Origin of the sequence: Nonomuraea sp. ZG12 (assembly GCF_052068115.1) — a bacterium.
Lineage (GTDB): Bacteria > Actinomycetota > Actinomycetes > Streptosporangiales > Streptosporangiaceae > Nonomuraea.
In genome coordinates this window covers 1,009,782-1,032,278 of sequence record NZ_JBQHCW010000002.1, presented here as the reverse complement: position 1 = coordinate 1,032,278, position 22,497 = coordinate 1,009,782, and the positions used below count along the sequence as shown (strand labels likewise).

General features: G+C 70.6%; 18 protein-coding genes. 10 read left to right on the top strand and 8 right to left on the bottom strand.

The features are described 5' to 3' along the window. Nucleotides 1–116 precede the first annotated feature (116 nt). Entirely contained in the window at nucleotides 117–386 is a 270-nt protein-coding gene (locus tag ACTMTF_RS11785; RefSeq protein WP_441110621.1) for a WGxxGxxG family protein, read from the bottom strand. Nucleotides 387–690: 304 nt separating this feature from the next. On the opposite strand from ACTMTF_RS11785, the gene ACTMTF_RS11780 reads away from it, so the two are divergent. From ACTMTF_RS11780 to ACTMTF_RS11770, 3 genes are read left to right on the top strand one after another with little or no spacing between them, the layout of a single operon-like run. Continuing rightward, a complete protein-coding gene (locus ACTMTF_RS11780; RefSeq protein WP_441110620.1) occupies nucleotides 691–1,968 on the top strand; it encodes an aspartate aminotransferase family protein in 1,278 nt (425 codons plus the stop codon). After that, the gene (locus tag ACTMTF_RS11775; RefSeq protein WP_441110619.1) at nucleotides 1,965–3,470 is read left to right on the top strand and encodes a CoA-acylating methylmalonate-semialdehyde dehydrogenase; all 1,506 of its coding nucleotides are present in this window, start codon (nucleotides 1,965–1,967) and stop codon (nucleotides 3,468–3,470) included. The genes ACTMTF_RS11780 and ACTMTF_RS11775 overlap by 4 nt, the downstream gene beginning before the upstream one ends. 56 nt (nucleotides 3,471–3,526) lie before the next feature. Next, a complete protein-coding gene (locus tag ACTMTF_RS11770) occupies nucleotides 3,527–4,651 on the top strand; it encodes a hypothetical protein (RefSeq protein ID WP_441110618.1) in 1,125 nt (374 codons plus the stop codon). Nucleotides 4,652–4,785: 134 nt separating this feature from the next. Here ACTMTF_RS11770 and ACTMTF_RS11765 read toward each other — a convergent pair whose 3' ends face one another. Together ACTMTF_RS11765 and gabT are read right to left on the bottom strand one after the other, a co-directional pair. Next, nucleotides 4,786–4,962, bottom strand: coding sequence for a hypothetical protein (locus ACTMTF_RS11765; RefSeq protein ID WP_397008875.1), 177 nt, complete (start codon nucleotides 4,960–4,962; stop codon nucleotides 4,786–4,788). Nucleotides 4,963–5,193: 231 nt separating this feature from the next. Beyond that, nucleotides 5,194–6,522: a 4-aminobutyrate--2-oxoglutarate transaminase gene (gabT, locus tag ACTMTF_RS11760; RefSeq protein ID WP_441110617.1), complete on the bottom strand. Its 1,329-nt coding sequence runs from the start codon at nucleotides 6,520–6,522 to the stop codon at nucleotides 5,194–5,196. 91 nt (nucleotides 6,523–6,613) lie between these two features. Between gabT and ACTMTF_RS11755 the strand changes: the two genes are divergently transcribed. Continuing rightward, on the top strand, nucleotides 6,614–8,557 hold the full coding sequence (locus tag ACTMTF_RS11755) for a PucR family transcriptional regulator ligand-binding domain-containing protein (RefSeq protein ID WP_441110616.1): 1,944 nt from the start codon (nucleotides 6,614–6,616) through the stop codon (nucleotides 8,555–8,557). A 75-nt stretch (nucleotides 8,558–8,632) separates the two neighbouring features. Here the strand turns inward: ACTMTF_RS11755 and ACTMTF_RS11750 are convergent, their stop codons facing one another. Beyond that, nucleotides 8,633–9,259 (bottom strand): TetR/AcrR family transcriptional regulator, encoded by a 627-nt coding sequence (locus tag ACTMTF_RS11750; protein WP_397008881.1) that lies wholly within the window; start codon nucleotides 9,257–9,259, stop codon nucleotides 8,633–8,635. Between the two features lie 232 nt (nucleotides 9,260–9,491). Between ACTMTF_RS11750 and ACTMTF_RS11745 the strand changes: the two genes are divergently transcribed. Further along, nucleotides 9,492–10,919: an aldehyde dehydrogenase family protein gene (locus tag ACTMTF_RS11745; RefSeq protein WP_441110615.1), complete on the top strand. Its 1,428-nt coding sequence runs from the start codon at nucleotides 9,492–9,494 to the stop codon at nucleotides 10,917–10,919. Nucleotides 10,920–10,953: 34 nt separating this feature from the next. Continuing rightward, nucleotides 10,954–13,542: an NACHT domain-containing protein gene (locus tag ACTMTF_RS11740; RefSeq protein ID WP_441110614.1), complete on the top strand. Its 2,589-nt coding sequence runs from the start codon at nucleotides 10,954–10,956 to the stop codon at nucleotides 13,540–13,542. A gap of 11 nt (nucleotides 13,543–13,553) precedes the next feature. On the opposite strand, the gene ACTMTF_RS11735 is transcribed toward ACTMTF_RS11740, so the two are convergent. Further along, nucleotides 13,554–14,813 (bottom strand): trypsin-like serine peptidase, encoded by a 1,260-nt coding sequence (locus ACTMTF_RS11735; protein WP_441110613.1) that lies wholly within the window; start codon nucleotides 14,811–14,813, stop codon nucleotides 13,554–13,556. 55 nt (nucleotides 14,814–14,868) lie between these two features. Beyond that, a complete protein-coding gene (locus tag ACTMTF_RS11730; RefSeq protein ID WP_441110612.1) occupies nucleotides 14,869–15,894 on the bottom strand; it encodes a peptidase in 1,026 nt (341 codons plus the stop codon). 187 nt (nucleotides 15,895–16,081) lie between these two features. Between ACTMTF_RS11730 and dxr the strand changes: the two genes are divergently transcribed. The 4 genes from dxr (at nucleotide 16,082) to ACTMTF_RS11710 (ending at nucleotide 21,293) form a co-directional block, all read left to right on the top strand. Continuing rightward, on the top strand, nucleotides 16,082–17,272 hold the full coding sequence (gene dxr, locus ACTMTF_RS11725; protein WP_397008891.1) for a 1-deoxy-D-xylulose-5-phosphate reductoisomerase: 1,191 nt from the start codon (nucleotides 16,082–16,084) through the stop codon (nucleotides 17,270–17,272). Between the two features lie 39 nt (nucleotides 17,273–17,311). Next, nucleotides 17,312–18,481: a flavodoxin-dependent (E)-4-hydroxy-3-methylbut-2-enyl-diphosphate synthase gene (ispG, locus tag ACTMTF_RS11720; RefSeq protein WP_397008893.1), complete on the top strand. Its 1,170-nt coding sequence runs from the start codon at nucleotides 17,312–17,314 to the stop codon at nucleotides 18,479–18,481. A gap of 343 nt (nucleotides 18,482–18,824) precedes the next feature. Further along, nucleotides 18,825–20,414 (top strand): alpha/beta hydrolase, encoded by a 1,590-nt coding sequence (locus ACTMTF_RS11715; protein WP_441110611.1) that lies wholly within the window; start codon nucleotides 18,825–18,827, stop codon nucleotides 20,412–20,414. A 36-nt stretch (nucleotides 20,415–20,450) separates the two neighbouring features. Beyond that, on the top strand, nucleotides 20,451–21,293 hold the full coding sequence (locus tag ACTMTF_RS11710; RefSeq protein ID WP_397009786.1) for a GNAT family N-acetyltransferase: 843 nt from the start codon (nucleotides 20,451–20,453) through the stop codon (nucleotides 21,291–21,293). Between the two features lie 6 nt (nucleotides 21,294–21,299). Here ACTMTF_RS11710 and ACTMTF_RS11705 read toward each other — a convergent pair whose 3' ends face one another. Both ACTMTF_RS11705 and ACTMTF_RS11700 read right to left on the bottom strand, forming a co-directional pair. After that, nucleotides 21,300–21,677 (bottom strand): DUF3037 domain-containing protein, encoded by a 378-nt coding sequence (locus ACTMTF_RS11705; RefSeq protein ID WP_441110610.1) that lies wholly within the window; start codon nucleotides 21,675–21,677, stop codon nucleotides 21,300–21,302. Next, nucleotides 21,674–22,483 (bottom strand): HipA family kinase, encoded by an 810-nt coding sequence (locus tag ACTMTF_RS11700; protein ID WP_441110609.1) that lies wholly within the window; start codon nucleotides 22,481–22,483, stop codon nucleotides 21,674–21,676. The genes ACTMTF_RS11705 and ACTMTF_RS11700 overlap by 4 nt, the downstream gene beginning before the upstream one ends. Nucleotides 22,484–22,497: the final 14 nt, after the last annotated feature.

The window sequence follows — 22,497 nt, the reverse complement described above, 5'->3', positions numbered from 1 at the left end:
GGCGTAGGCCCGTCTGCCGGCGTACGTCCCCAGGGGGACGGGCGTTCCCCTAGGGGACGTGGCGGATCCCCGCTCGGGCTACCCCGTGCGGGGACCGCGTGTTCACCGCGCCCTGCCTATGGGCGCTGCGGGCGGTTGGTCATGTGCTCGGCCGTGCCGACGTGGCTCTTCTGCTTGCGCATGCCCGCGAGGCCGAGCAGACCCAGCAGGCCGAGCAGGCCCCACAGGCCGGCGTTGCCGCCGCCTTCGTCGCGCTGCTGCGGCTGAGGTGATGGGTTGACCTGGCTCTGGGCGACCGGTGCGGTCACCGTGTCCGCCGTGGCGGCGGCGGCCGGGGCGAGCGTCAGGAAGAAGGCCAGCCCCAGGCCCGTGAGCATCTTGCGCATTGGGTTCCCCCGATCTGGCGGCCTCACGACCGCGGAGACCGCCTGTTGCGTCTCCTGGACGGTTCCCCAGAAGGCTTCCCCCTAACGGGGCGATCTCCCACATATCTCCTGCTAGACCTACCCATACCATCGCGAACTTGGCTCAAACCTCTTGCTCTGGCCCCTGGAGTCTCCTGCTTATGACAGGACATATCGTCATCAGGTGTGGTTAGTGGAAGCGTGAGTAACAGTGTGTAAGACAATTTCCGCCTGCGCCGACATCTTGAGGTTGGGGTCGTCGCCGGATAACCGGGATACTCAAGACATGTCCGAGCTTCTCGCGCGCCACAGGGCAGTGATCCCCAACTGGGTGAGCCTCAACTACAACGAGCCCATCGAGATCGTCAGCGGCAAGGGCAACCATGTCGTCGACGCCGACGGCAAGAGCTACCTCGACTTCTTCGCCGGCATCCTGACCAACATGATCGGCTACGACGTCCCCGAGGTGCGCGAGGCGGTCGAACGACAGCTCGCCACCGGCGTCGTGCACACCAGCACCGTCTATCTCCTGCGCGGGCAGGTCGAGCTCGCCGAGAAGATCGCCAGGCTCTCGGGCATCCCCGACGCCAAGGTCTTCTTCACCAACTCCGGCACCGAGGCCAACGAGACCGCGCTGCTGCTGGCCACCTACGCCCGCAAGAGCGACCAGGTGCTCGCCATGCGGCAGAGCTACCACGGGCGCAGCTTCGGCACCGTGGGCGTCACCTCCCACCGGTCCTGGAAGAACAACTCCCTCTCCCCGCTGAACGCGCACTTCCTGCACGGCACCGACCGCCACCTGACCCAGTTCAAGGGGCTGTCCGACGCCGACTACATCGCGGCCTGCGTCGACGACCTGCGCCACGTGCTCGCCACCGCCGTCGCCGCCGACGTGGCCGCGCTGATCGCCGAGCCGATCCAGGGTGTGGGCGGGTTCACGATGGCTCCGGACGGGCTGTTCGCCGCCTACAAGGAGGTGCTGGACGAGCAGGGCATCCTGTTCATCTCCGACGAGGTGCAGACCGGCTGGGGCCGCACCGGCAGCGCGTTCTTCGGCATCCAGAACCACGGCGTGACGCCCGACATGATGACCTTCGCCAAGGGGCTGGGCAACGGCTTCGCCGTCGGCGGCATCGTGGCCCGCGGCGATCTGCTGGACAGCCTGCCCGCCGTCGGCCTGTCCACCTTCGGCGGCAATCCGATCTCCATGGCCGCCGCCAACGCGACCCTCGACTACGTGCTCGACCACGACCTGCAGGCCAACGCCGCCAGGACCGGGAAGATCATCCTGGACGGCCTGCGCGAGGCCGCCCTACGGCTGCCGATCGTCCGCGACGTGCGCGGCAAGGGCCTGATGTTCGCCGTCGAGCTCGACAGCCCCGCGCAGACCGCGCGGTTCATGGAGGAGACGAAGAAGGCGGGCCTGCTCGCGGGCAAGGGCGGCCTGTACGGCACGGCCATCCGCATGGCGCCGCCGCTCACGCTCTCGGTCGCCGAGGCCACCCAGGGCCTGGAGATCATCGTCAGCGCACTTGAGACCATCAACGCAGAGGCAGCTCAGTGAAGTCAGTCAACCACTGGATCAACGGAGCACTCGTCGACGGCGACCCCCGTACGAGCCAGCTCTTCAACCCGGCCACCGGTGAGGTCAGCGGCAGCGTCGCGATGGCGTCGGTCGCGGACGTGGACGCGGCGGTCGCCGCGGCGGCGGCGGCGTTCCCCGGTTGGCGGGCCACCTCGCTGGTCAAGCGGGCACAGGTGCTCTTCGCGTTCCGCGAGCTCATGTACGCGCACCGCGACGAGATGGCCGCGCTGATCTCGGCCGAGCACGGCAAGGTGCACTCCGACGCGCTGGGCGAGGTAAGCCGCGGCATCGAGGTCGTGGAGTTCGCGTGCGGCATCCCGCACCTGCTCAAGGGCGGCTTCTCCGAAGGTGTCTCGACCCGGGTCGACTCCTACTCGATCCGCCAGCCGCTCGGCGTCGTGGCCGGCATCACGCCGTTCAACTTCCCGGCCATGGTGCCGATGTGGATGTACCCGGTCGCGATCGCGTGCGGCAACACGTTCATCCTCAAGCCCTCGGAGAAGGATCCGTCCGCGTCGTTGCTCATGGCGCGGCTCTGGCAGGAGGCCGGGCTGCCCGACGGCGTCTTCAACGTTGTGCAGGGCGACAAGGTCGCGGTCGACCGGCTGCTGGAGCACCCCGACGTGCGCGGCGTCTCCTTCGTCGGCTCCACCCCCATCGCCCGCTATGTCTACGAGACCGGGAGCGCGCACGGCAAGCGGGTGCAGGCGCTCGGCGGCGCCAAGAACCACATGCTCGTGCTCCCCGACGCCGACCTCGACCTGGTCGCCGACTCGGCCGTGTCGGCGGGCTTCGGCTCGGCCGGCGAGCGCTGCATGGCGATCTCGGTGGTGCTGGCCGTGGAGCCGGTGGCCGACGAGCTGGTACGCAAGATCGCCGAGCGGGTCGGGCAGCTGACCATCGGCCCCGGCGACGACCCCGAGTCGCAGATGGGCCCGCTCGTCACCGAGGCGCACCGCGACAAGGTCGCCTCCTACCTCGACCTGGCCGTCGAGGAGGGCGCCAAGGTGGTGGTCGACGGCCGCGAGACGGCCGTGCGCGGCGGTGGCGCGGCGGCTCGGACGCCCGGCTTCTGGCTCGGCCCCACGCTGCTCGACCAGGTGCCCGCGGGCTCCCGGGTGCACCTGGAGGAGATCTTCGGCCCGGTCCTGTCGGTCGTGCGCGTCGAATCGTACGAAGAGGGCCTGGAGCTCATCAACGGCAGCGAGTTCGGCAACGGCACGGCGATCTTCACCAACGACGGCGGCGCCGCCCGGCGCTTCCAGAACGAGGTCGAGGTCGGCATGATCGGCATCAACGTGCCGATCCCGGTGCCGATGGCGTTCTACAGCTTCGGCGGCTGGAAGTCCTCGCTCTTCGGCGACACGCACATGCACGGCACCGAGGGCGTCCACTTCTACACCCAGGGGAAGGTCGTCACCTCCCGCTGGCTCGACCCCTCCCACGGCGGCGTGAACCTCGGGTTCCCCACCAGCAAGTGACCGGCGCGGCGCGGGGGAGGATCAATCCTCCGCGCCGTCGCCGGTAGGCTCGGGACGTGTATCGCCCTCGCATCCCCGCCGTGGCGCTCGCCGCCGCGGCCCTGATCGCCACGACGGGCGCGGCGGGGCCGTCACCCAAGCCGTCCCCCAGCGTCTCACCCAGCGCCAGCCCCACGCAGAGCGACGGCACACTGCAGATCCTCACCTACCGCGGCTACGCCGAGTACGGCGGCACCAGCCCGCAGGCCAACTGGGCCGGTCCCTTCGAGAAGGAGACCGGCTGCCGGGTCGCCCGCCTCGACACCGTGCGGACGCCCGAGGAGATGGCCGCCAGGCTTCGCGAGCGGTCCTATGACGTCATCTCGGCCGGGCCCGCGCTGGCGGCCGCCATGATCGAGGCCAAGCAGGTGCAGCCCATCGACACGGCCAAGATCGACGACTACGGCGACCTGGCCAAGCCGCTGCGCGAGCTGATGACCGACGCGAAGACCGACGCCGTGCACGGGGTGCCGTTCCTGTGGGGCTTCCACGAGTTCCTGTACGACTCCCGCAGGGTCAGGGGCGGCGGCCTGGGTGAGGTGCTCCGCTCGGACCGGGTCATGCTCAAGGACAGCCCGCTGACCCTCGCCGACGCCGCGCTGGCCGACGACGCGGTGGAGCGGCCCTTCGAGCTGACCGCCTCCCAGCTCGACGAGGCGGCCGAGCGGCTGACCGGCTACGACGACCGCGCCTACTGGACCAACGACCTCGACCTGGTCAAGGGCTTCGCCACCGGATCGGTCGACTACGCCCAGGCCACGCCCTACCACCGCCTGCTGCTCCAGAAGGCGAAGATCCCGGTCAAGGCCGTCAAGACCCGCAAGACCACCGGGTGGGTCGACTCGTGGATGCTCGCCGCGAACGTCACCGACACCGACTGCGCCTACCGCTGGCTCAACCGGATGGCCGAGGCCGGCTCCCAGCGCGACGCCGCCGCGTGGCTCGGGCTGGCCCCCGCCAACACCCAGGCGTGCAAGGGCCGGGCCAGAGACGTGTGCAAGGCGTACGGCGCGACGACCAAGTCATACCGGTTGGACCACATCGCCTTCGCCGTGCGTCCTCCCGGGGATTGCCTGCCACCAGATGGGGAATGCACTGATTACAACGCCTGGACCGAAAGGTGGCGCGAACTTATGAAATGAGTGGGGTCTGGTCATCCCCACCTGAAGTGCCGCGGGCGCACCCGTCCCCCGCTGGGTGCGACCTGCTGAGACGCCTCGGGCCTTCCCCCCGCCCCGAGGCGTCTCGCTCTTGTCCGGCTCGTCTTCTCGCCGGCTCAGCGTGAAGGGAAGGCGACCACGGTGGCCAGCGGCTCCGGGAGCAGCGCCTCGGCGCAGTCGGCGCAGGCCAGCGCCGCCATGTCGTCAGGAAAGCGGCCCACGCGGACCCGAGGTCGCGGCCACCTCTTCTGGCAGACGACGCAGGCGTCGCCTTCGCGCTGCGCGGCGCTCATGCCCTCAGGGTCGAACGTCAACATGTCCCGTGCAGTTCTGATCGGACCCCAGTTCATCACGCTCCCCGCAGCGATCGTCCGTCCTCATACCGGATCCGTTATAACCCTGACCGCATCCGTGATCGTCCAGGTGCGCGTCAAGTCAGAGTGAATTCTCTCCACGGACAGGACGTGTTACATCAACAAATCGGGCATCCAGCCACAAGCCGGATGCCCGATTCGACAGGTTTTCTACAGACTGGCGATGGCCTTCTCCAGGATGCCCAGGCCCTCCTCCAGCAGAGGCTCACCGATCACCAGCGGCGGCAGGAAGCGCAGCACGTTGCCGTACGTGCCCGCCGTGAGCACCAGGAGCCCCTCCGCGTGGCAGCGCTTGACGATCTCCTGGACGGCCGCCGGGTTCGGCTCCTTCGAGCCGGGCATCACCAGCTCGATGGCGATCATCGCGCCGCGCCCCCGCACGTCGCCGATCACGTCGAAGCGCTCCCGCAGCGCGTGCAGCCTGGGCAGCATGATCTCGCCGATCCGCCGCGCCTTGGCGACCAGGTCCTGCTCGGCGAGGGTCTCCAGCACGCCCAGCGCCGCCTCGCAGGCCAGCGGATTGCCGCCGTACGTGCCGCCGAGCCCGCCCACGTGCACCCGGTCCATCAGCTCCGCGCGCCCCGTCACCGCCGCCAGCGGCAGCCCGCCCGCGATGCCCTTGGCGGTGCAGATGAGGTCGGGCACCACGCCCTCGTCCTCGCACGCGAACAGGTCACCGGTGCGGGCGAAGCCCGTCTGCACCTCGTCGGCCACGAACACGATCCCGTGGGCGCGGCAGAAGTCGGCGATCCTCGGCAGGAACCCCTTGGCCGGCTCAATGAAGCCGCCCTCGCCGGAGATCGGCTCGATCACCACGGCGGCGACGTTCTCCGCGCCGATCTGCTTGGTGATCATGTCGATGGCCTGGGCCGACGCCTCCTCGGCGCAGTTCTCGGGGCCGGTAGGCCAGCGGAACGGGTAGGCCAGCGGCACCCGGTAGACCTCGGGCGCGTACGGGCCGAAGCCCTGCTTGTACGGCATGTTCTTGGCCGTGAGCGTCATCGTGAGCAGGGTGCGGCCGTGGTAGCCGTGCTCGAACACGACGACCGCCTGCCGGCCGGTCGCGTGCCTGGCGATCTTGACCGCGTTCTCCACGGCCTCGGCGCCGCTGTTGAGGAGCACCGTCCGCTTCTCGTGGTCGCCGGGGGTGAGTTCGTTGAGCTTCTCGCACACCTCGACGTACGACTCGAACGGCGTGACCATGAAACAGGTGTGGGTGAACTCGGCGACCTGCCGCTGGACCCGCTCCACCACCTTGGGCGCGGCGTTGCCCACGTTCGTCACGGCGATGCCGGAGCCGAAGTCGATCAGTGAGTTCCCGTCGACGTCCTGCACCACGCCGCCGCCGGCGCGGGTCACGAAGACGGGCAGCGTGACGCCGATGCCGGGTGGGACGGCCGCCTGCTTGCGGGCCAGCAGCTCCTGCGACTTCGGGCCGGGGATCGTGGTGACGAGGCGGCGCTCCTGAGGAATGCTCATGAGCTTGACGGTACGGTGGCCGCCTCTCAGCTCCGATATGTCGATATGTCAGACTATAAGGGGTTATCTCTGCCGGAATGGATAAAAATCGATGGCGCCTTCCTTGCGGACCGTGGTGCGGCGGATGCGGCTCGTGCCGGTCGCCGGCGGGCTGGACTCGGTCGTGCGGTGGGTGGCGGTCAGCGAGCTGGAGGATCCGGCCCCCTTCCTGGAGGGGGATGAGCTGCTGCTCACCACTGGGATGCGGCTGGGGGACGATTTTCCCGGATATGTCGCCCGGCTGGTGGCTCGGGGGGTGGCCGGGCTGGGCTTCGGTGTCGGACTCTTCCACGAGGAGATCCCGGCCGGGCTCGTGACCGCCGCCGCCGAGGCGGGGCTGCCGCTGCTGGAGGTGCCGCGCGAGACGCCGTTCATCGCGATCGGCAAGCTGGTCAGCGAGCTGCTCGCCGCCGAGCAGTACGACGAGATCACCCGCGCCTTCGCCGCCCAGGGCCGGCTCACCCGCGCCGCCCTGCGCCCCGAGGGCATGCACGCGGTCATCGACCGGCTGGCCAAGGAGACCGGCGGCTGGGCGATCCTGCTGGACGAGTCCGGCCAGGTACGACACGCCACCCCTGGCGCCGAGGCCGCCGTGGTCACGGCCGAGATCACCCGCTTCCTCACCGCAGGCCGAACGGCCGACCCTCCGCCGGGGGCGGGGAGCGTGGGGACGCTCGGAGCGGTGGGTGAAGCGGGCGCAGCGAGCGGAGAGGGTACGGCGACCGCAGGGGATAAAGCGGGTGAAGCGGGCGCGACGGACTCAGCAGGTATGGCGGGGTCGGCGGGTGCGGTGGGCACTGTGGGCGCTGCGGGAATGTCAGATGTGCCGGGGACGGCGGCGGTAAGGGCGGGTGTGACCTCCGGGACAGTAGGGCCGGGGCTGGGTGTGACCTCTGCGGTTGGGGCCTCCGGAGTGCGGGTGGCGGCGGGAGCGCAGGCCTCGGCGGGGGTGCGGGGGAGTGGGCGGCGGTTTCCGGCGAGCTTGGCTTTGGCCGGGCCCGGTGAGCACATCGTGGTGCAGCCTCTCGGGGGTGGGGTGCGGCCGCGGGGGTTCTTCGCCGTCGGGGTGGCGCGGGCCTTCTCGCCCGTGGCGCACACGGTGGTCAACGCCGCTGGATCGCTGCTCACTCTGGCCTTGGAACAGGGCGGGGCCCAACTGGAGGCCGAACGGCGCCTTCGTGACGCCGTACTGCGTCTGCTTCTGTCCGGCGCGCCGGGTGCGGAGGGGGAGGCGCGGGCGGTGCTCGGGCCGGTCGGTAGGAGGCTGCCCGAGGAGCCGTTCGTGGTGCTGGCCGTCGGCGAGGAGGCGTTGGAGCAGGTGGAGGCGGTGGCTTTCGCCGCACGCCTCGGGCCGGAGGCGGGAGCCGCCCTGCCCGAAGTTCGGTCAGACGAGCGGCCCGGCGAAGGACCCGCCTCGGCGGGAGAGCGGCGCGCCGGAGGCGACCTTGCCACGGGAGCCGAGCGGGCCGGAGGCGGCCTCGCCAAAGGAGCCGAGCGGGCCGGGGATGGCGCTGCTACGGGGGCTGGGCGGCGGGCCGGGGTGGTCGTGCTGGTGGGGGAGCAGGCGGGGAGGCAGGTGGCGGGGCTGGTCGGCGGGGGCGTCGGGGTCAGTTCGCCGTGCGGGTACCAGGGTTTGCGGGCGGGGGTCGATCAGGCGTGTCAGGCGTACGGCGCTGGTCGGGGTGGGGTGGTGCTGTTCGGGGAGTTGGCGGGGCAGGGGTTGATGGCGCTGCTGGAACCGGCCGCGGCGCGGGCGTTCTCGGCGGCACGGCTGGCTCCGCTCGTGGCGTACGGGCCGCGGGCCGATCTGATCGCGTCGTTGCGGGCGTACCTGGACAGCAATGGGCACTGGGACGCGGCCGCGCAGCGGCTCGGCGTGCACCGGCACACCCTGCGGTACCGGATGAAGCGGGTGACCGAGCTGCTGGGGTGCGATCTCGACGATCCGGGCGTGCGTGCCGAGCTGTGGTTCGCGCTGGAGGCGGCGCGGCGCTGACGTACGGCGTTGGCGCGTGGTGCTGGAGGCAGTACGGCGCTGGCGCGTGGCGCTGGGGACAGCGCCACGCGGGCGTCAGTTCTTCTCGACCAGGTAGCAGCAGATGGTCGCCGTCGTTACGGCCTCGTAGGTGCGGCCGTCGCGCAGGTGTCCCGCCCGCTCCAGGCTGATGGCGCCCTGGGCCGCCGCCCACAGCGCGTCCGCGATCTTGCGGGGCTGGGTGGGGATGAGGTGCCCGGCGGAGATGCAGTCGGCGATCACCCGGTCGAAGATGTTGAGTGCCGCGCGAGCGAGGGTCCTGGCCCGCTCGCTGGGTTCGAAGCCGGGGATCGCCCGCTCGAACATCAGGCTGTAGTAGCCGGGCTCCGCCAGGCAGGCCTGGCGGTAGGCGGGACAGAGTGCCCGGAGGTGTTCGAGGGAGTCCCTGCGCTGCGGAGCCGCTTCGAGAAAGCGACGAAAGCGCTCAAATCCCTCCAGATAGAGAGCCTCCGCGAGGCCCTCCCGGTTGCCGAACATCGTGTAGATGACGGTCGTGGTGCATCCGGCCTCGGTGGCGATCCGGCGCATAGTCAGACTGTCGGGACCATCGCTGATCAGCAGGTTCACGGCGACGTCCAGCAATCTGGAACGTAGCTCGTCATGGCCGGCCCGTTCGCCCAACAGGTAGGCGCCTTGAAGCCCAAGCGGCGCCGAGGAGGTCATGGGCCCACGCCTTTCTGTTCGTGGGCCCCGCCGCGCTGAGGGACCCGCATCCGTGACTTAGCCATGGCGGAGAACCTTCAAACCGCCCCGCATGGTAAACATCCCGAATTAGGCCTACTTCTGTTACATGGTGGGTATACAAACGGGCTTGTACTTAACGGAGGGGCCAGAGAGCACTCTTGTGCACCCTGGTGTAAGTCCCCCTCCTTCGGCTTGGCATAACGTCATGGGTATGGACGTGCGTACCTTCTGGCTCGCCGGGCGCCCCGCCACCGGCGACGCCGAGCTGACCGTGACCAATCCCCACGACGGTCGAGCGGTCGGCCGGCATTCCGTGCCGAGCGACGCGCACGTGGAGGAGGCAGTCGCCGCTGCTCACGCAGTGAGCGCGCAGGCGGCGGCGCTTCCCGTGCACGTGCGGGCGGAGGCGCTGGCCCACGTCTCGCGCAGGCTGGCCGAGCGGGCCGACGAGATCGCCCATCTGATCACCGCCGAGAACGGCAAGCCGATCGTCTGGGCGCGCGGCGAGGTGAGCCGGGCCGTTGCCACCTTCCGCTTCGCCGCCGAGGAGACCCGCCGCTGGTCGGGTGACGTGCAGCGGCTCGACACCGAGCCCGCTGCCACCGGCCGGCTGGCCTACGTCTCCCGCGTGCCCTACGGGCCGGTGCTGGCGATCACCCCGTTCAACTTCCCGCTCAACCTGGTTGCGCACAAGGTCGCCCCGGCCATCGCGGTCGGCGCGCCCATCATCGTCAAGCCGGCCCCGGCCACTCCGCTGTCGGCGCTGGTGCTCGGTGAGATCCTGGCCGAGACCGAGCTGCCCGCCGGGATGTTCTCGGTGCTGCCGATCCCCAATGAGCGAGCTGGCGCGCTGGTGGACGACCCGCGGCTGCCCGTGGTCTCCTTCACCGGCTCCGCGCCGGTGGGCTACGCCATCGCCGACCAGGTGCCGCGCAAGCACGTGACGCTGGAGCTGGGCGGCAACGCGGCGGCCGTGGTGCTGGCCGACGCCGACCTGGACTGGGCCGCCCAGCGCATCGCGCTGTACTCCAACTACCAGGCGGGCCAGAGCTGTATCGCCGTACAGCGGGTGATCGTCGAGCGGCCGGTTCACGACGCGTTCGTGGAGCGCCTGCTGGCGGCCGTCGGCGGGCTCGTCACGGGCGACCCGGCCGACGAGAAGACGCAGGTCGGCCCGCTGGTCTCGGAGGCCGCCGCGGAGCGGGTGGAGGAGTGGGTGCGCGAGGCCGTCGACGCGGGCGCGAAGGTGCTCGCGGGCGGCACCCGGGAGGGCGCCACGTTCGCGCCCACGGTCCTCGCCGACGTCCCGGGCGACGCCAAGGTCCGTAGCGAGGAGGTCTTCGGGCCGGTCATGGTGCTGCAGAGCGCCGCCTCGATCGACGAGGCCTACGCGATGGTCAACGACTCGAGGTACGGCCTGCAGGCCGGCGTGTTCACGCGGTCGCTGGACGCGGCCTTCCGGGCCAACCGGGAGTTGGAGGTCGGCGGCGTGATCATCGGTGACGTGCCCTCCTATCGAGCCGATCAGATGCCCTACGGCGGGGTCAAGGACTCCGGCATCGGGCGCGAAGGGCTGCGGTCGGCGATGGATGATCTAACTTACGAGAAGGTGATGGTTCTGACGGGAATTTCCCTCTGAGCAAAAAGGTCGCCCTGTGCGACGATGAACGTCTATGGGAGAGAAGTACCGATACGTCGATGCTGTGCGCTCCCTAGGGGGCACGGACCCGGTGCTCGACGCCCTTCAGGGCGCCGCGAGTGACCCGCTCCTGCCCGTCGGCGGAGTGCTGGAGGCCAGGAACGAGCTGGTCAAAGTGGGGATCGACCTGCTCGCCGGCTGGCGCGACTGGCGGCCGGGCAGCACCTGGCGCTCCCGTACGGACCGGTTCGAGGCCGCGCACGCCGTCCTCGTCGTGACGGCCTACTTCGAGGCCCTCGGCACCCTGGACCTGCCCTTCGCACAGAGCGGGCTGGAAGTCCCTCAAAGGGACGTCGGGCACTTCTGGGACCTGGCCGCGCCGCTCTGCCCAGCGCCGCACCGGCCGTTCGCCCAGGCCGTGGCCGCCATCCGCGGCTACTACCTCGCGCTGGGCGGGCAGCTGCTCGCCTTCGTCAAGGAGCTGGACCTCTGGGCGCGGCTCGACGAGCACGCCCGGCAGCGGACGGCCGCCGCCTACGGCGAGGAGCTGGTCGAGCGGGCCGTGCTCCGCTACACCGACCGCTACCGCTCCCTCGCCCACGACGTGCCGGAGCTCGCCTTCTGGGCGGGGATCGCCGACCACCAGCCGAGCCTGGCCGGGATGGCCGAGCTCGAACGGCTCATCTCCCTGGTGGCGTCCGGCGAGACACTGTCCGGACGGCTGGCCACGCTCGACCGGCTGCACCAGGCGGCGCTGGTCCGGCCGATCGCCGAGACCGGCGACCTGCCGATCGGCATGCGCTTGCCGACGCTCGCCCAGGCGTACGTGACCCCGCGCTTCAGGGCGGCGGAGATCGCCCCCGGTGACGACCCGAGCGTGGAGGAGTGGTGGGAGGGGCACGAGCTCCGCTCCGACCTGCCCGTCTTCCTGTCGGGATTCCTCACGGCCTCGGCGGCCGGCGAGGTGCCGCTCATCGTGCTCGGCCAGCCGGGGTCGGGCAAGTCGGTGCTCAGCAAGGTGCTCGCCGCGCGCCTGCGCGACGCCCCCTTCCTGCCGATACGGGTCCCGCTGCGCGAGGTGTCGGCCACCGCCGGCATCCAGGAGCAGATCGAGCAGGCCGTCTACCACCTGAGCGGCGAGCGGCAGGAGTGGCCCGCCATCTCCAGGTCGGCGAACGGGGCGCTGCCGGTCGTCATCCTCGACGGGTTCGACGAGTTACTGCAGGCGACGGGGGTGCGCCAGTCGGACTATCTGATGAAGGTGGCCCGCTTCCAGCACCGCGAGGCCGACGCCGGCCGGGCGGTCGCGGTCATCGTCACCTCACGTACCGCCGTCGCCAACAGGGCGGGGCTGCCCGAGGGCACGGTGGTCGCCCGGCTGGAGCCGTTCGGCACCACCGCCATGCGGACGTGGCTGGAGGTGTGGAACGCGGTCAACGCCGACTATTTCTCGGCGGCCGGGCTGGAGCCCTTCACCCTCGACGTGGCGCTGACCCAGCGGCACCTGGCCAGGCAGCCGCTGCTGCTGCTCATGCTCGCCTTCTACGACGCCGACGGCAACGCGCTGCGCCGTGAGACCCGCACACTGGGACAGGCGGAGCTGTACGAGCGGCTGATGACCAGGTTCGCCGAGCGCGCGCTGGAGAAGAGACACCCGCCCGACCAGGTGGGGCGGCTGGTGGAGCGCGAACTGCTGCGGCTGTCGTTCGTGGCGGCGTCGATGTTCAACCGGGGGCGGCAGTGGGCCACCACCGAGGAGGTCGACGCCGACCTGGACGTGCTGCTGCCCGAGCAGCGCCGGACACCCGGGCTCGCCACACCGCTCAGCGCCGGGCACGAGGCGCTCGCCCGGTCCTTCTTCGTGCACCGGGCCCAGGCGGTCCGCGACGACGAGGTGCTGCACACCTACGAGTTCCTGCACGCCACCTTCGGCGAGTTCCTCATCGCCCGGCTGCTCGCCTCGCTGATGGGCGAACTGGTGGCGCAGGAGTCCAGCCTGGCGCTCACCGGGGTTCACGACGGGCTGCTGCGCACGCTGCTGTCCTGGGCCACGATCTCCTCGCGGCTGCCCGTGGTGGCGTTCCTGCAGGAGCTGGTGCACGACGGCGAGCGGTGGCGGGCCGTGGTGCTGCGGCTGTTCAGGGAGCTGGACGCGCGGGAGGACTCCTCGATCGCCGCCTACCGGCCGTGGATCGCCGGCCCGCACCGCAGGTACGCCTACTACTCGGCCAACCTCATGGTGCTCGCCCTGGCGTGCGCGCCCGAGCTGCGGGCCAGCGAGTTCATGCCCGGGCACGAGGACGTGGTGACCGAGTGGCGCAGCTACTCCCTGCTCTGGCGCTCGCAGTGCGCGCTGGCCGAGTGGCAGAGCCTGGTGGATCTGGTGGCGGTGCGCCCGGTGTGGTCCCAGGACGACATACGCGAGCTGCACCTGAAGCTGTCGCTGGACGAGCTGTGGGAGCCGGGGCCGTTCAGCTGGTCGTGGGCGGGTGTGGACAAGCTGCTCTCGATCGCCCAGCTCCGCCGGCAGGTCATGTTCTCCACACTGGCGGACGAGGGCGCCCTGCTGGCTCTCTACATGGATGATCTGCGCACCCACCAGCAGGCGCACCGCAGCACCTGACCGCAGGCCGCTCAGGCTCGTTCGGCCGTCAGGTAGAGCTTCTTGGCGGTGTCGCCGAGGAAGGGGCCGTACATCGTGCGCTGGTCGTTGCTGTACTTGAAGCTGCTCAGCGACGTGATCGTGCCCTTGCCGGTGGCGGCGTCGAAGGCCGACATCCACGGGCCGCCGCTCGACCCGGCCGTCATGACGCAGCCGAGGCCCTGGTCGCGGGTGTCGCCATAGGGGTCGTCGCGCAGCCGCCCCGCGCAGTAGACCAGGTGCTCGCCGTCGTAGGGCGGGTCGGCCGGATAGCCGAAGCCGTAGGCGTGGCCGCCGCGCGCGCTGTTGAAGGCGATCCGCTGGGTGCCCACCACGTCGGCGACGTGCTTGCCGCCCGAGGGGTTCAGCGCCACCATGCCCACGTCGTAGCTGTCGTCGGCCGAGTGTGACCAGGGCCCGGCGACGAACATCCGGCGTGCCGTCCACTGCCCGTACGGCTTGCGGCCGCTGACGCCGTAGCCGGGGACGAACGTCCAGTTCTCCGCCCATTCGCCCTTGCCGTCCTTGACGCAGTGGCCGGCGGTGACGACCAGGTCGCGGTTCGCGCTGTTCACGGTGCTGGCCGAGCAGACGAAGTCGGCCCCGGCCATGGTCAGGAAGACACGGCCGGTGGTCTTGGTCACCGCGCCGCCGATCGGCCAGCGGGAGCCCGCCGTGGTGGTCAGTGGCCTGGCCGACTGGTGACGCGGCTGCCCGGCTTGGTGAGGCTGTCCGGCCCGCCCGGACTGTCCAGGTTGGCCGGCCTGCCCGGCCTGCCCGGCCTGTCCCGTCTGTTCAGTGCCGTCGTCGCGGTGGTCCCCGGATCGTGAGGTGCCCGCGAGCGGGACGCTGGACAGGGTGCCGTTGGACAGGTCGGGGGCGGTGCCGAGGCCGGCCTTGCCGGTCAGGCCGCTCAGCAGGCCGTCGCCCTTGGTCACGATGTCCAGCAGGCTGATCGGCAGGGCGTCGGCCATCCGCTGAGGGGTCCAGTAGTCGAGCACCCGCTGGTGGTCGGCGCTGCCACGGGCGGCCACGTGCTCGATGACGTCGCCGCCGCCCGCCGTCCTTCGGGCCGTCGTCCCGGGAGCTGCCGCCTTACGGGCTGCCGCCTCGGGGGTGGCCGCCTGGGCGGTCGTCTGGGCGGTCTCGGGCGCGTGGCCGAGGTGCTGCTCGGAGGTCGCACCGATGAGAGCGGGGCCCAGCAGACCCGCGACGAGCGGCACGGCCGCGATCAAGGGGGTGCTCACGGTCATGACCCCCGAGTGTGCACTACGACATGTGTTTATGTGACTACTTTCAGTAAAAAACTCAGAGTGCGTCGGCACCCTGCGCGGCTTGATAGACCGCTTGGGCCTCTGTCCCGAAATATGGGCCGAACATCCAATTCGGAGCAAAGTTGTATTTGAAGCTGTTAACGGAGTTCTGTGTCCCGAGTCCCGTCGACTCGTCGAAATTCAGCATCCATGGACCACCGCTCGAACCGCCGGTCATGTTACAGGTCAGCCCGAGACTCCTGGACAGCAGGAAGTCGTCGAAGGCGCGGCCGCTGCAGTAGATCAGCTTGGACCCGTCGTACGGCGCGGCCGCCGGGTAGCCGAAGCCGTACATCTGCCGGCGTCTGGCCTGGTTGAAGGCCACCCCCTGGCCGCCCACCACGTCGGTCAGCGCCTTGCCCGCCAAGGGGGCCACCACGGCGGCGGCGACGTCGAAGTTGACATCCTCACCGGAGTTCCACTGCGGGGTGGTCAGCAGCCGGGTGGCCACCCAGGTGCCGTGTGGACGGGCGCCCGCGTCGTAGCCGGGCACGAAGACCCAGTTGGTGTGGAAGGCGCCGCCGAGCTTCACGCAGTGGCCGGCGGTGAGCACCACACTCTTGTTCTGGCTGGTCACGGCCGAGCCCGAGCAGGAGGAATTGCGGCCCTGGGTGGTGAAGAACACCCGTCCGGTGGTCTTCACGACCGCGCCCGCGCCGGTCCACGGGGAGCCGCCGCTGTTGGGCGCGCGCTTCAGCCGTACGCCTGCCGCGGCGGTCGGCGGCGTGCTCCACGCGGCGCCGGTGCTCGGCCGGGAGGAGCTCGCGGTCAGCCTGACTCCCTTCTTGGCCGTGGGCACGTCGAGGGGCCGTGCCGTCGCCATCTTCCGCGGGGTCCAGAACTGCAGGACGGCGTCGCGCTCGCCGGCGGAGTCGGCGGCGGCTCGCTGGGCCGGTTCCGGAGCCTGGCGTTCAGGTGTCTGGCGTTCGGGCTTCTGATGGGCGAGGGCGGGAGAGGCCGGGAACAGGGCGCCCCCGGCGGTGAGGGTGAGGATGGAGAGCAGAGCGACTTCGCGGCGCATTACATACCTTCCCGGGACCGAATCGGAGCTTGGAAGGTAGCGGCGCCAATATCCCGATTTCTCGCAATCGATGCATTCGGATATAGCGATATTTGGGCATTTATTAACTGGAATACCTGGGGTCCCAGACGTTGTCCAAGCGGCCACCCGGTGTCCGGCCGCCCGTGGCAGCGGCGACAATGGACGGGTGCGTCAACAGATCCCCCGCTCCGTCGTCGTGCTCGGCTCCACCGGCTCGATCGGCACGCAGGCCCTCGATGTCATCGCCGCCGAGCCCGCCAGGTTCAAGGTCGCCGGGCTCGCGGCCGGAGGCGGCAAGATCGAGCTGCTCGCCGGGCAGGCGGCGGCCACCGGCGCCGAGGTGGTCGCGGTGGCCGATCCCGCCGCCGTGCCCGCCCTGAAGGAGGCGCTCGCCGCGCACGGCGCGAACCCTGTCGTGCTCGCCGGTCCCGAAGGGGTCGCGGAGGTGGCCGCCTGGCCGTGCGACACCGTGCTCAACGGCATCACCGGCGCGCTCGGGCTGACCTCCACGCTGGTCGCGCTGGAGGAGGGCCGCACCCTCGCACTGGCCAACAAGGAGTCGCTGATCATCGGTGGCCCGCTGGTCAAGCGGCTGGCCAAGCCGGGCCAGATCCTGCCGGTCGACTCCGAGCACTCGGCGCTGCAGCAGTGCCTGTGGGCCTCCGGGCCGCAGGGCTACGACCCCGACGCCGTCAGGCGGCTGGTCGTCACCGCCAGCGGCGGGCCGTTCAGGGGCAGGACGCGCGCGGAGCTGGCCGACGTCACCCCCGAGATGGCGCTGGCCCACCCCACCTGGTCGATGGGCCCGATGATCACCATTAACTCCGCCACCCTGGTCAACAAGGGACTGGAGGTGATCGAGGCGCACCTGCTGTTCGACCTCGGCTTCGACCGGATCGAGGTCGTGGTGCACCCGCAGTCGATCATCCACTCGATGGTGGAGTACGTCGACGGCTCGACCATCGCTCAGGCCAGTCCGCCCGACATGCGGCTGCCCATCGCGCTCGCGCTCGGCCACCCCGAGCGCGTCGCGGGGGCCGCCAGGGCGATCGACTGGACCACCGCCCACACCTGGACCTTCGAGCCGCTCGACGACACCGCCTTTCCCGCCGTCGCGCTGGCCAGGCACGTCGGCAGCGCGGGCGGCACCGCCCCCGCCGTCTACAACGCGGCCAACGAGGCGTGCCTGGAGGCGTTCATCCGGGGCGGGCTGCCGTTCCTGGCGATCGTCGACACGGTGGCCAAGGTCGTCGAGGAGCACCAGGTCACCGCCGCCGGATCGGTTGACGAGGTGCTCGCCGCGGACGCCTGGGCCCGCGCCCGTGCGTCCGAACTCACAGCTGGGCAGTCCCGCTAGCTCCATAGACTGATAGCGTCGTCGAACTCAAGGGTTGAAATGTCTTCTGTAGCACTCGGCATCCCGACGGTCCGCACCAAGCCGCTCGCCGAACGCCGCCACTCCCGCCGGATCATGGTCGGTAACGTGCCCGTGGGAGGCGACGCGCCGGTCTCCGTGCAGTCGATGACCACCACGGTCACCGCCGACATCAACGCCACCCTTCAGCAGATCGCCGAGCTGACCGCCTCCGGCTGCCAGATCGTGCGCGTCGCCGTGCCGTCCCAGGACGACGCCGAGGCGCTGCCGATCATCGCCAGGAAGTCGCAGATCCCGGTGATCGCCGACATCCACTTCCAGCCGAAGTACGTGTTCGCCGCCATCGAGGCGGGCTGCGCGGCCGTGCGCGTCAACCCCGGAAACATCAAGAAATTCGACGACAAGGTAGGCGAGATCGCCAAGGCGGCGGCCGACCACGGGGTGCCGATCAGGATCGGCGTCAACGCGGGCTCCCTCGACCCGAGGCTGCTGCAGAAGTACGGCAAGGCCACCCCTGAGGCGCTGGTGGAGTCCGCGCTGTGGGAGTGCTCGCTGTTCGAGGAGCACGGCTTCCGCGACATCAAGATCTCGGTCAAGCACAACGATCCGGTCGTCATGATCAACGCCTACCGGCTGCTGGCCGCCAGGTGCGACTACCCCCTCCACCTCGGCGTCACCGAGGCCGGTCCCACCTTCCAGGGCACGATCAAGTCCGCGGTGGCGTTCGGCGCCCTGCTGGCCGAGGGCATCGGTGACACCATCCGGGTCTCGCTGTCGGCGCCTCCCGTCGAGGAGGTCAAGGTCGGCGCGGCCATCCTGGAGTCGCTCGGCCTGCGCGAGCGCGGCCTGGAGATCGTCTCCTGCCCGTCGTGCGGCCGTGCCCAGGTGGACGTCTACACCCTGGCCGAGCAGGTGCAGGCCGGCCTCGAAGGGCTGAAGGTGCCGCTGCGGGTCGCGGTCATGGGCTGCGTCGTCAACGGCCCCGGTGAGGCCCGCGAGGCCGACCTGGGTGTGGCCTCGGGCAACGGCAAGGGGCAGATCTTCGTCAAGGGCGAGGTCATCAAGACCGTCCCGGAGTCGCAGATCGTGGAGACCCTGATCGAAGAGGCGCTGCGCCTGGCGGAGGAGATGGGCGTCGACGTCGACCTGGACGACGACGAGGCCCCGGGCGCGCAGGTCACCGTCGGCTGACCGGCGGGTCTCTCCAACGGCGGCGAGCCGGCGGAGCCCCAACGGCGGCGAGTCCGCGGACTTCCTACGGCGGCGAGTCCGCGGAGCCGCAACGGCGGCGAGCCGTGGACGTCGTCGGTCGTATCGGGACGGACGACGCCTTGCTCGCCACCAGCCCCGAGGCGCCCGAGGTGCCGTTGTCCTGCTCGTCCCCGACCCCCGGTAGGGGCCGGAGTCGGTCGTCTGGCGCGCGGCCCCGGCCATGGGGTGATCTCGGAACGGCAAGATTTTCTCCATACGCACCGTCATCACGCCGCTACTTACGGCAGTATCTCCTCGCCTAAGGAATTGGGGGAGGAGCCGGGTGAAAAGGGTTGTCGGGCTGGTTGCCGGGGCCGCAGTGCTGGTCGTCGGGGTGGTGCCGATCGCGGTGGCGGAGGTGGCGCGGGGTCCCGCCGTGCAGCCGAGCCTCGCCGAGAGCGTGCGGTGGGGCCCCTGCGAGCAGGAGGGAGGCGGCGAGCCCGCGGCCGTGGCGACGGAGTGCGCCACCGTACGGGTGCCGCTCGACCATCGCGAGCCGATGGGACATTCGATCAAGATCGCGATCAACCGGGTCAAGGGTACGGCGTCGCGGGACGGCAACCACCTCGGCACGCTGCTGGTCAATCCGGGAGGTCCCGGTGCGTCCGGGCGCACGCTGGCCCGCTACGTCGCCGCGATGCTGCCGGCGGAGCTGAGGAAGCGTTACGACGTGGTCGGGTTCGACCCGCGCGGCGTCGGGGCGAGCCAGCCGACGCTGCGGTGCGTGGACCCGGAGGTCTACTACCGTGCGCCGCGTCCTGACGCCGTCCCGCGCAGCGTCAGCGAGGAGAACGTCCTGCTCAGCCGGGCGGCCCACTACGCCAGCCGGTGCGGGAACCTCTGGTCGTGGCTGCTGCCGCACATGACCACCGAGAACGTCGCCAGGGACCTGGACGTCATCCGCGCCGCGCTCGGCGAGGAGCAGATCAGCTACCTCGGCTACTCCTACGGCACCTACATCGGATCGGTGTACGCCACGCTCTTCCCCGACCGGGTCAAGCGTCTCGCCCTGGACAGCGCCGTCGACTCCGAGGACGTCTGGTACGAGGCCAACCTGAAGCAGGACAGGGCGTTCGAGAACAGGCACCGCGACTTCCTCTCCTGGACGGCCGGACACCACAACGTCTACGGGCTCGGCAGCACGACCAGGCAGGCCAGGTTCGCCTATAACGCGATGCGCGCCCGGCTGCACGACCGGCCGGCGGGCGGGGTGGTGGGCGCCAGCGAGCTCGACGACGTCTTCACCGTGGGCGGCTACAGCGACCGGGTCTGGCCCGAGCTCGCCGCCGCCTGGTCCGCCTACGTCGGCAAGGGCGACCCGAAGCCGCTGATCGCCGCCTACGACAAGCACGGCAAGAACGACGCGGAGGACGAGAACGGCTACGCCGTCTACCTCGCCACCCAGTGCCGCGACGCCGCCTGGCCGCGTGACTGGGCGAAGTGGCGGGCCGACATGACCAGGGTGCACCGCTGGGCGCCGTTCCTGACCTGGCCGAACGCCTGGTTCAACGCGCCGTGCGCGTTCTGGCCGGTGAAGGGCGGCACGCCGGTGGAGGTGCGGGGATCCCGGCGTCTTCCGCCGATCCTGATGCTCCAGTCGCGCGGTGACGCCGCGACTCCGTACCTGGGGGCGGTGAATCTGCGCAGGCACTTCCCGACCGCGCGCATGGTCGTGGAGTCCGGCGGCAACCACGGGGTGGCGCTCGGCGGCAACCGGTGCGTGGACCGCCACCTGTTCGCCTATCTCACCGACGGCACGGTGCCGCCGCACGGAACGCGCTGCCAGGCGGTGCCGAAGCCCCGGCCGGCGACGCACATGGTGTCAGGAAGGGCGCCAGGTCACGAAAGGCTCACCGAGGTGCTTGCGAGATGAGCTAATCGATTGCCGTTCGCGTAGTCTGACCATGTGATGCTGCGTACATCGGCGTCGCGTGTCCTCGACGACAGCGACCGGGACGAGGTGCTCGCTCTGCTCGACACCGACCCGGTCGCGAACGTCTTCGTCTCCTCCCGGGTGCAGAGCGTCGGGCTCAATCCGGCCCGGCTCGGCGGCCAGATGTGGGGTTTCGGGCCGCGCGGCGCCCTCACCGCGCTCTGCTACGCCGGAGCGAACCTCGTGCCGGTCAACGCCGGCCCCGAGGCGGTGTACGCGTTCGCCGACCGCGCTCGACGGCAGGGCCGCCGATGCTCGTCCATCGTGGGGCCCGTCGAGGCGGTCGGGCAGCTGTGGGAGCGGCTGGAGCCGCACTGGGGACAGGCCCGCGCGATCCGCTGGGCGCAGCCGGTCATGGCCACCTCGCGTCCGGCGCCCGTGCTCGCCGACCCGCTGGTGCGGAGGGTGAAGCCGGACGAGTTCGACGTCCTGCTCCCGGCCTGTGTGGCCATGTTCACCGAGGAGGTCGGCGTCTCGCCCAACCTCGGCGACGGTGGCACCCTCTACCGCACGCGGGTGGCCGAGCTCATCCGCATCGGCAGGTCGTACGCGCGCATCGAGGACGGGCGCGTGGTGTTCAAGGCGGAGATCGGCGCGGTCACCCCGCAGGCCTGCCAGGTCCAGGGCGTCTGGGTGCACCCCGAGCTGCGCGGGCGGGGCTACGCGGTGTCGGGCATGGCGGCGGTGGTGGAGGCCGCGCTCGCCTGCTTCGCCCCCGTGGTCACCCTGTACGTCAACGACTACAACAGCTCGGCGCGGGCGGTCTACCGCAAGGTGGGCTTCACCGAGGTCGACACCTTCATGTCCGTGCTCTTCTGAGACCTCTCACAGGCGGACGAGCTTGCCGAACAGGTGGGCCAGCTCCGCCTCGGGGTCGGTGGTGAGCCCGACGTGGACCGGGCCGGCCTGGACGATCGTGCTGCGTGGCGCGGTCAGCCAGCGGAATCTGCCGCCCAGCGACTCCCCGGCCAGCGGACCGGACTCCTCGCCGCAGGCCAGCTCGTAGGCGCCGAGCGCCTGCCGTACGCACTCGACGTCGGCGGTGGGGTCGAGGGCGTGCAGCCGCCGCGCGTCGAGCTCCACCTGAGCGCAGAGGTAGCCGCGCGGCTGGCAGTAGAGGAGCACGCCCGCGTTGATCAGCTCGCCGCGCTCGACCCTGGGCACCACGCGGATGGCGGCGTACTCGTAGACGTCCCTGCTCATGCGCGGCTTCCCCGCCAGAACGCGCCGACCGACCCCGGGCCGGGCCGCTGCGTTTTCGGCTCTGTGCGGGTGAGCCAGGCGCGCGGTCCGCGCGCCCGTTCCAGGAGATGCTCGACGTACGCCGTCCGTACGGCCTGCGCGGAGTCGAAGCCGGGCTCGTCGTCGAGCCATTCGTCGGGCACCAAGGCCGTCACGGTCTCCAGCAGCTCGGGAGTGATCAGCGCGAGCAGCTCGTCCCCGGCGGCCTCCAGGTCGGCGGCGAAGGGCGCGAGCACGTGGTCGCTCGCGTCGAACGCCCGCAGCGGGTCGGCCGTGCGCCAGTTGTGGTGGAACCAGAGCGCGGCCCCGTGGTCGATCAGCCAGATGTCGCGATGCCAGAGCAGCAGGTTGGGGTTGCGCCAGCTGCGGTCGATGTTGTGGATCAGGCCGTCGAACCAGATGAGCCGGGCGGCGAACGCCGGGTCGGGCGCCCAGGCGAGCGGCTCGAAGCCGAGCGCGCCGGGCAGGAAGTCGACGGCCAGGTTGTGGCCGGTGCTGGCCTTGAGCAGGTCCTGCACCTCTTCGTCCGGCTCGCGGATGCCGAGCTGAGGGTCGAGGTCGATGACCTTGAGCTCGGGGGTCCTGAAGTCGAGCCGCCGGGCCAGCTCGCCGCAGATGATCTCCGCGACGAGGACGCGCCGCCCCTGGCCGGCCTCCCGGAACTTCACCACGTAGGTGCCGAGATCATCGGCTTCGACCACTCCGGGCAGTGACCCGCCCTCGCGTAGCGGCGTCACGTAACGCGTGGCCGCGATCTCTTCCAGCACGCCACGAGGCTACC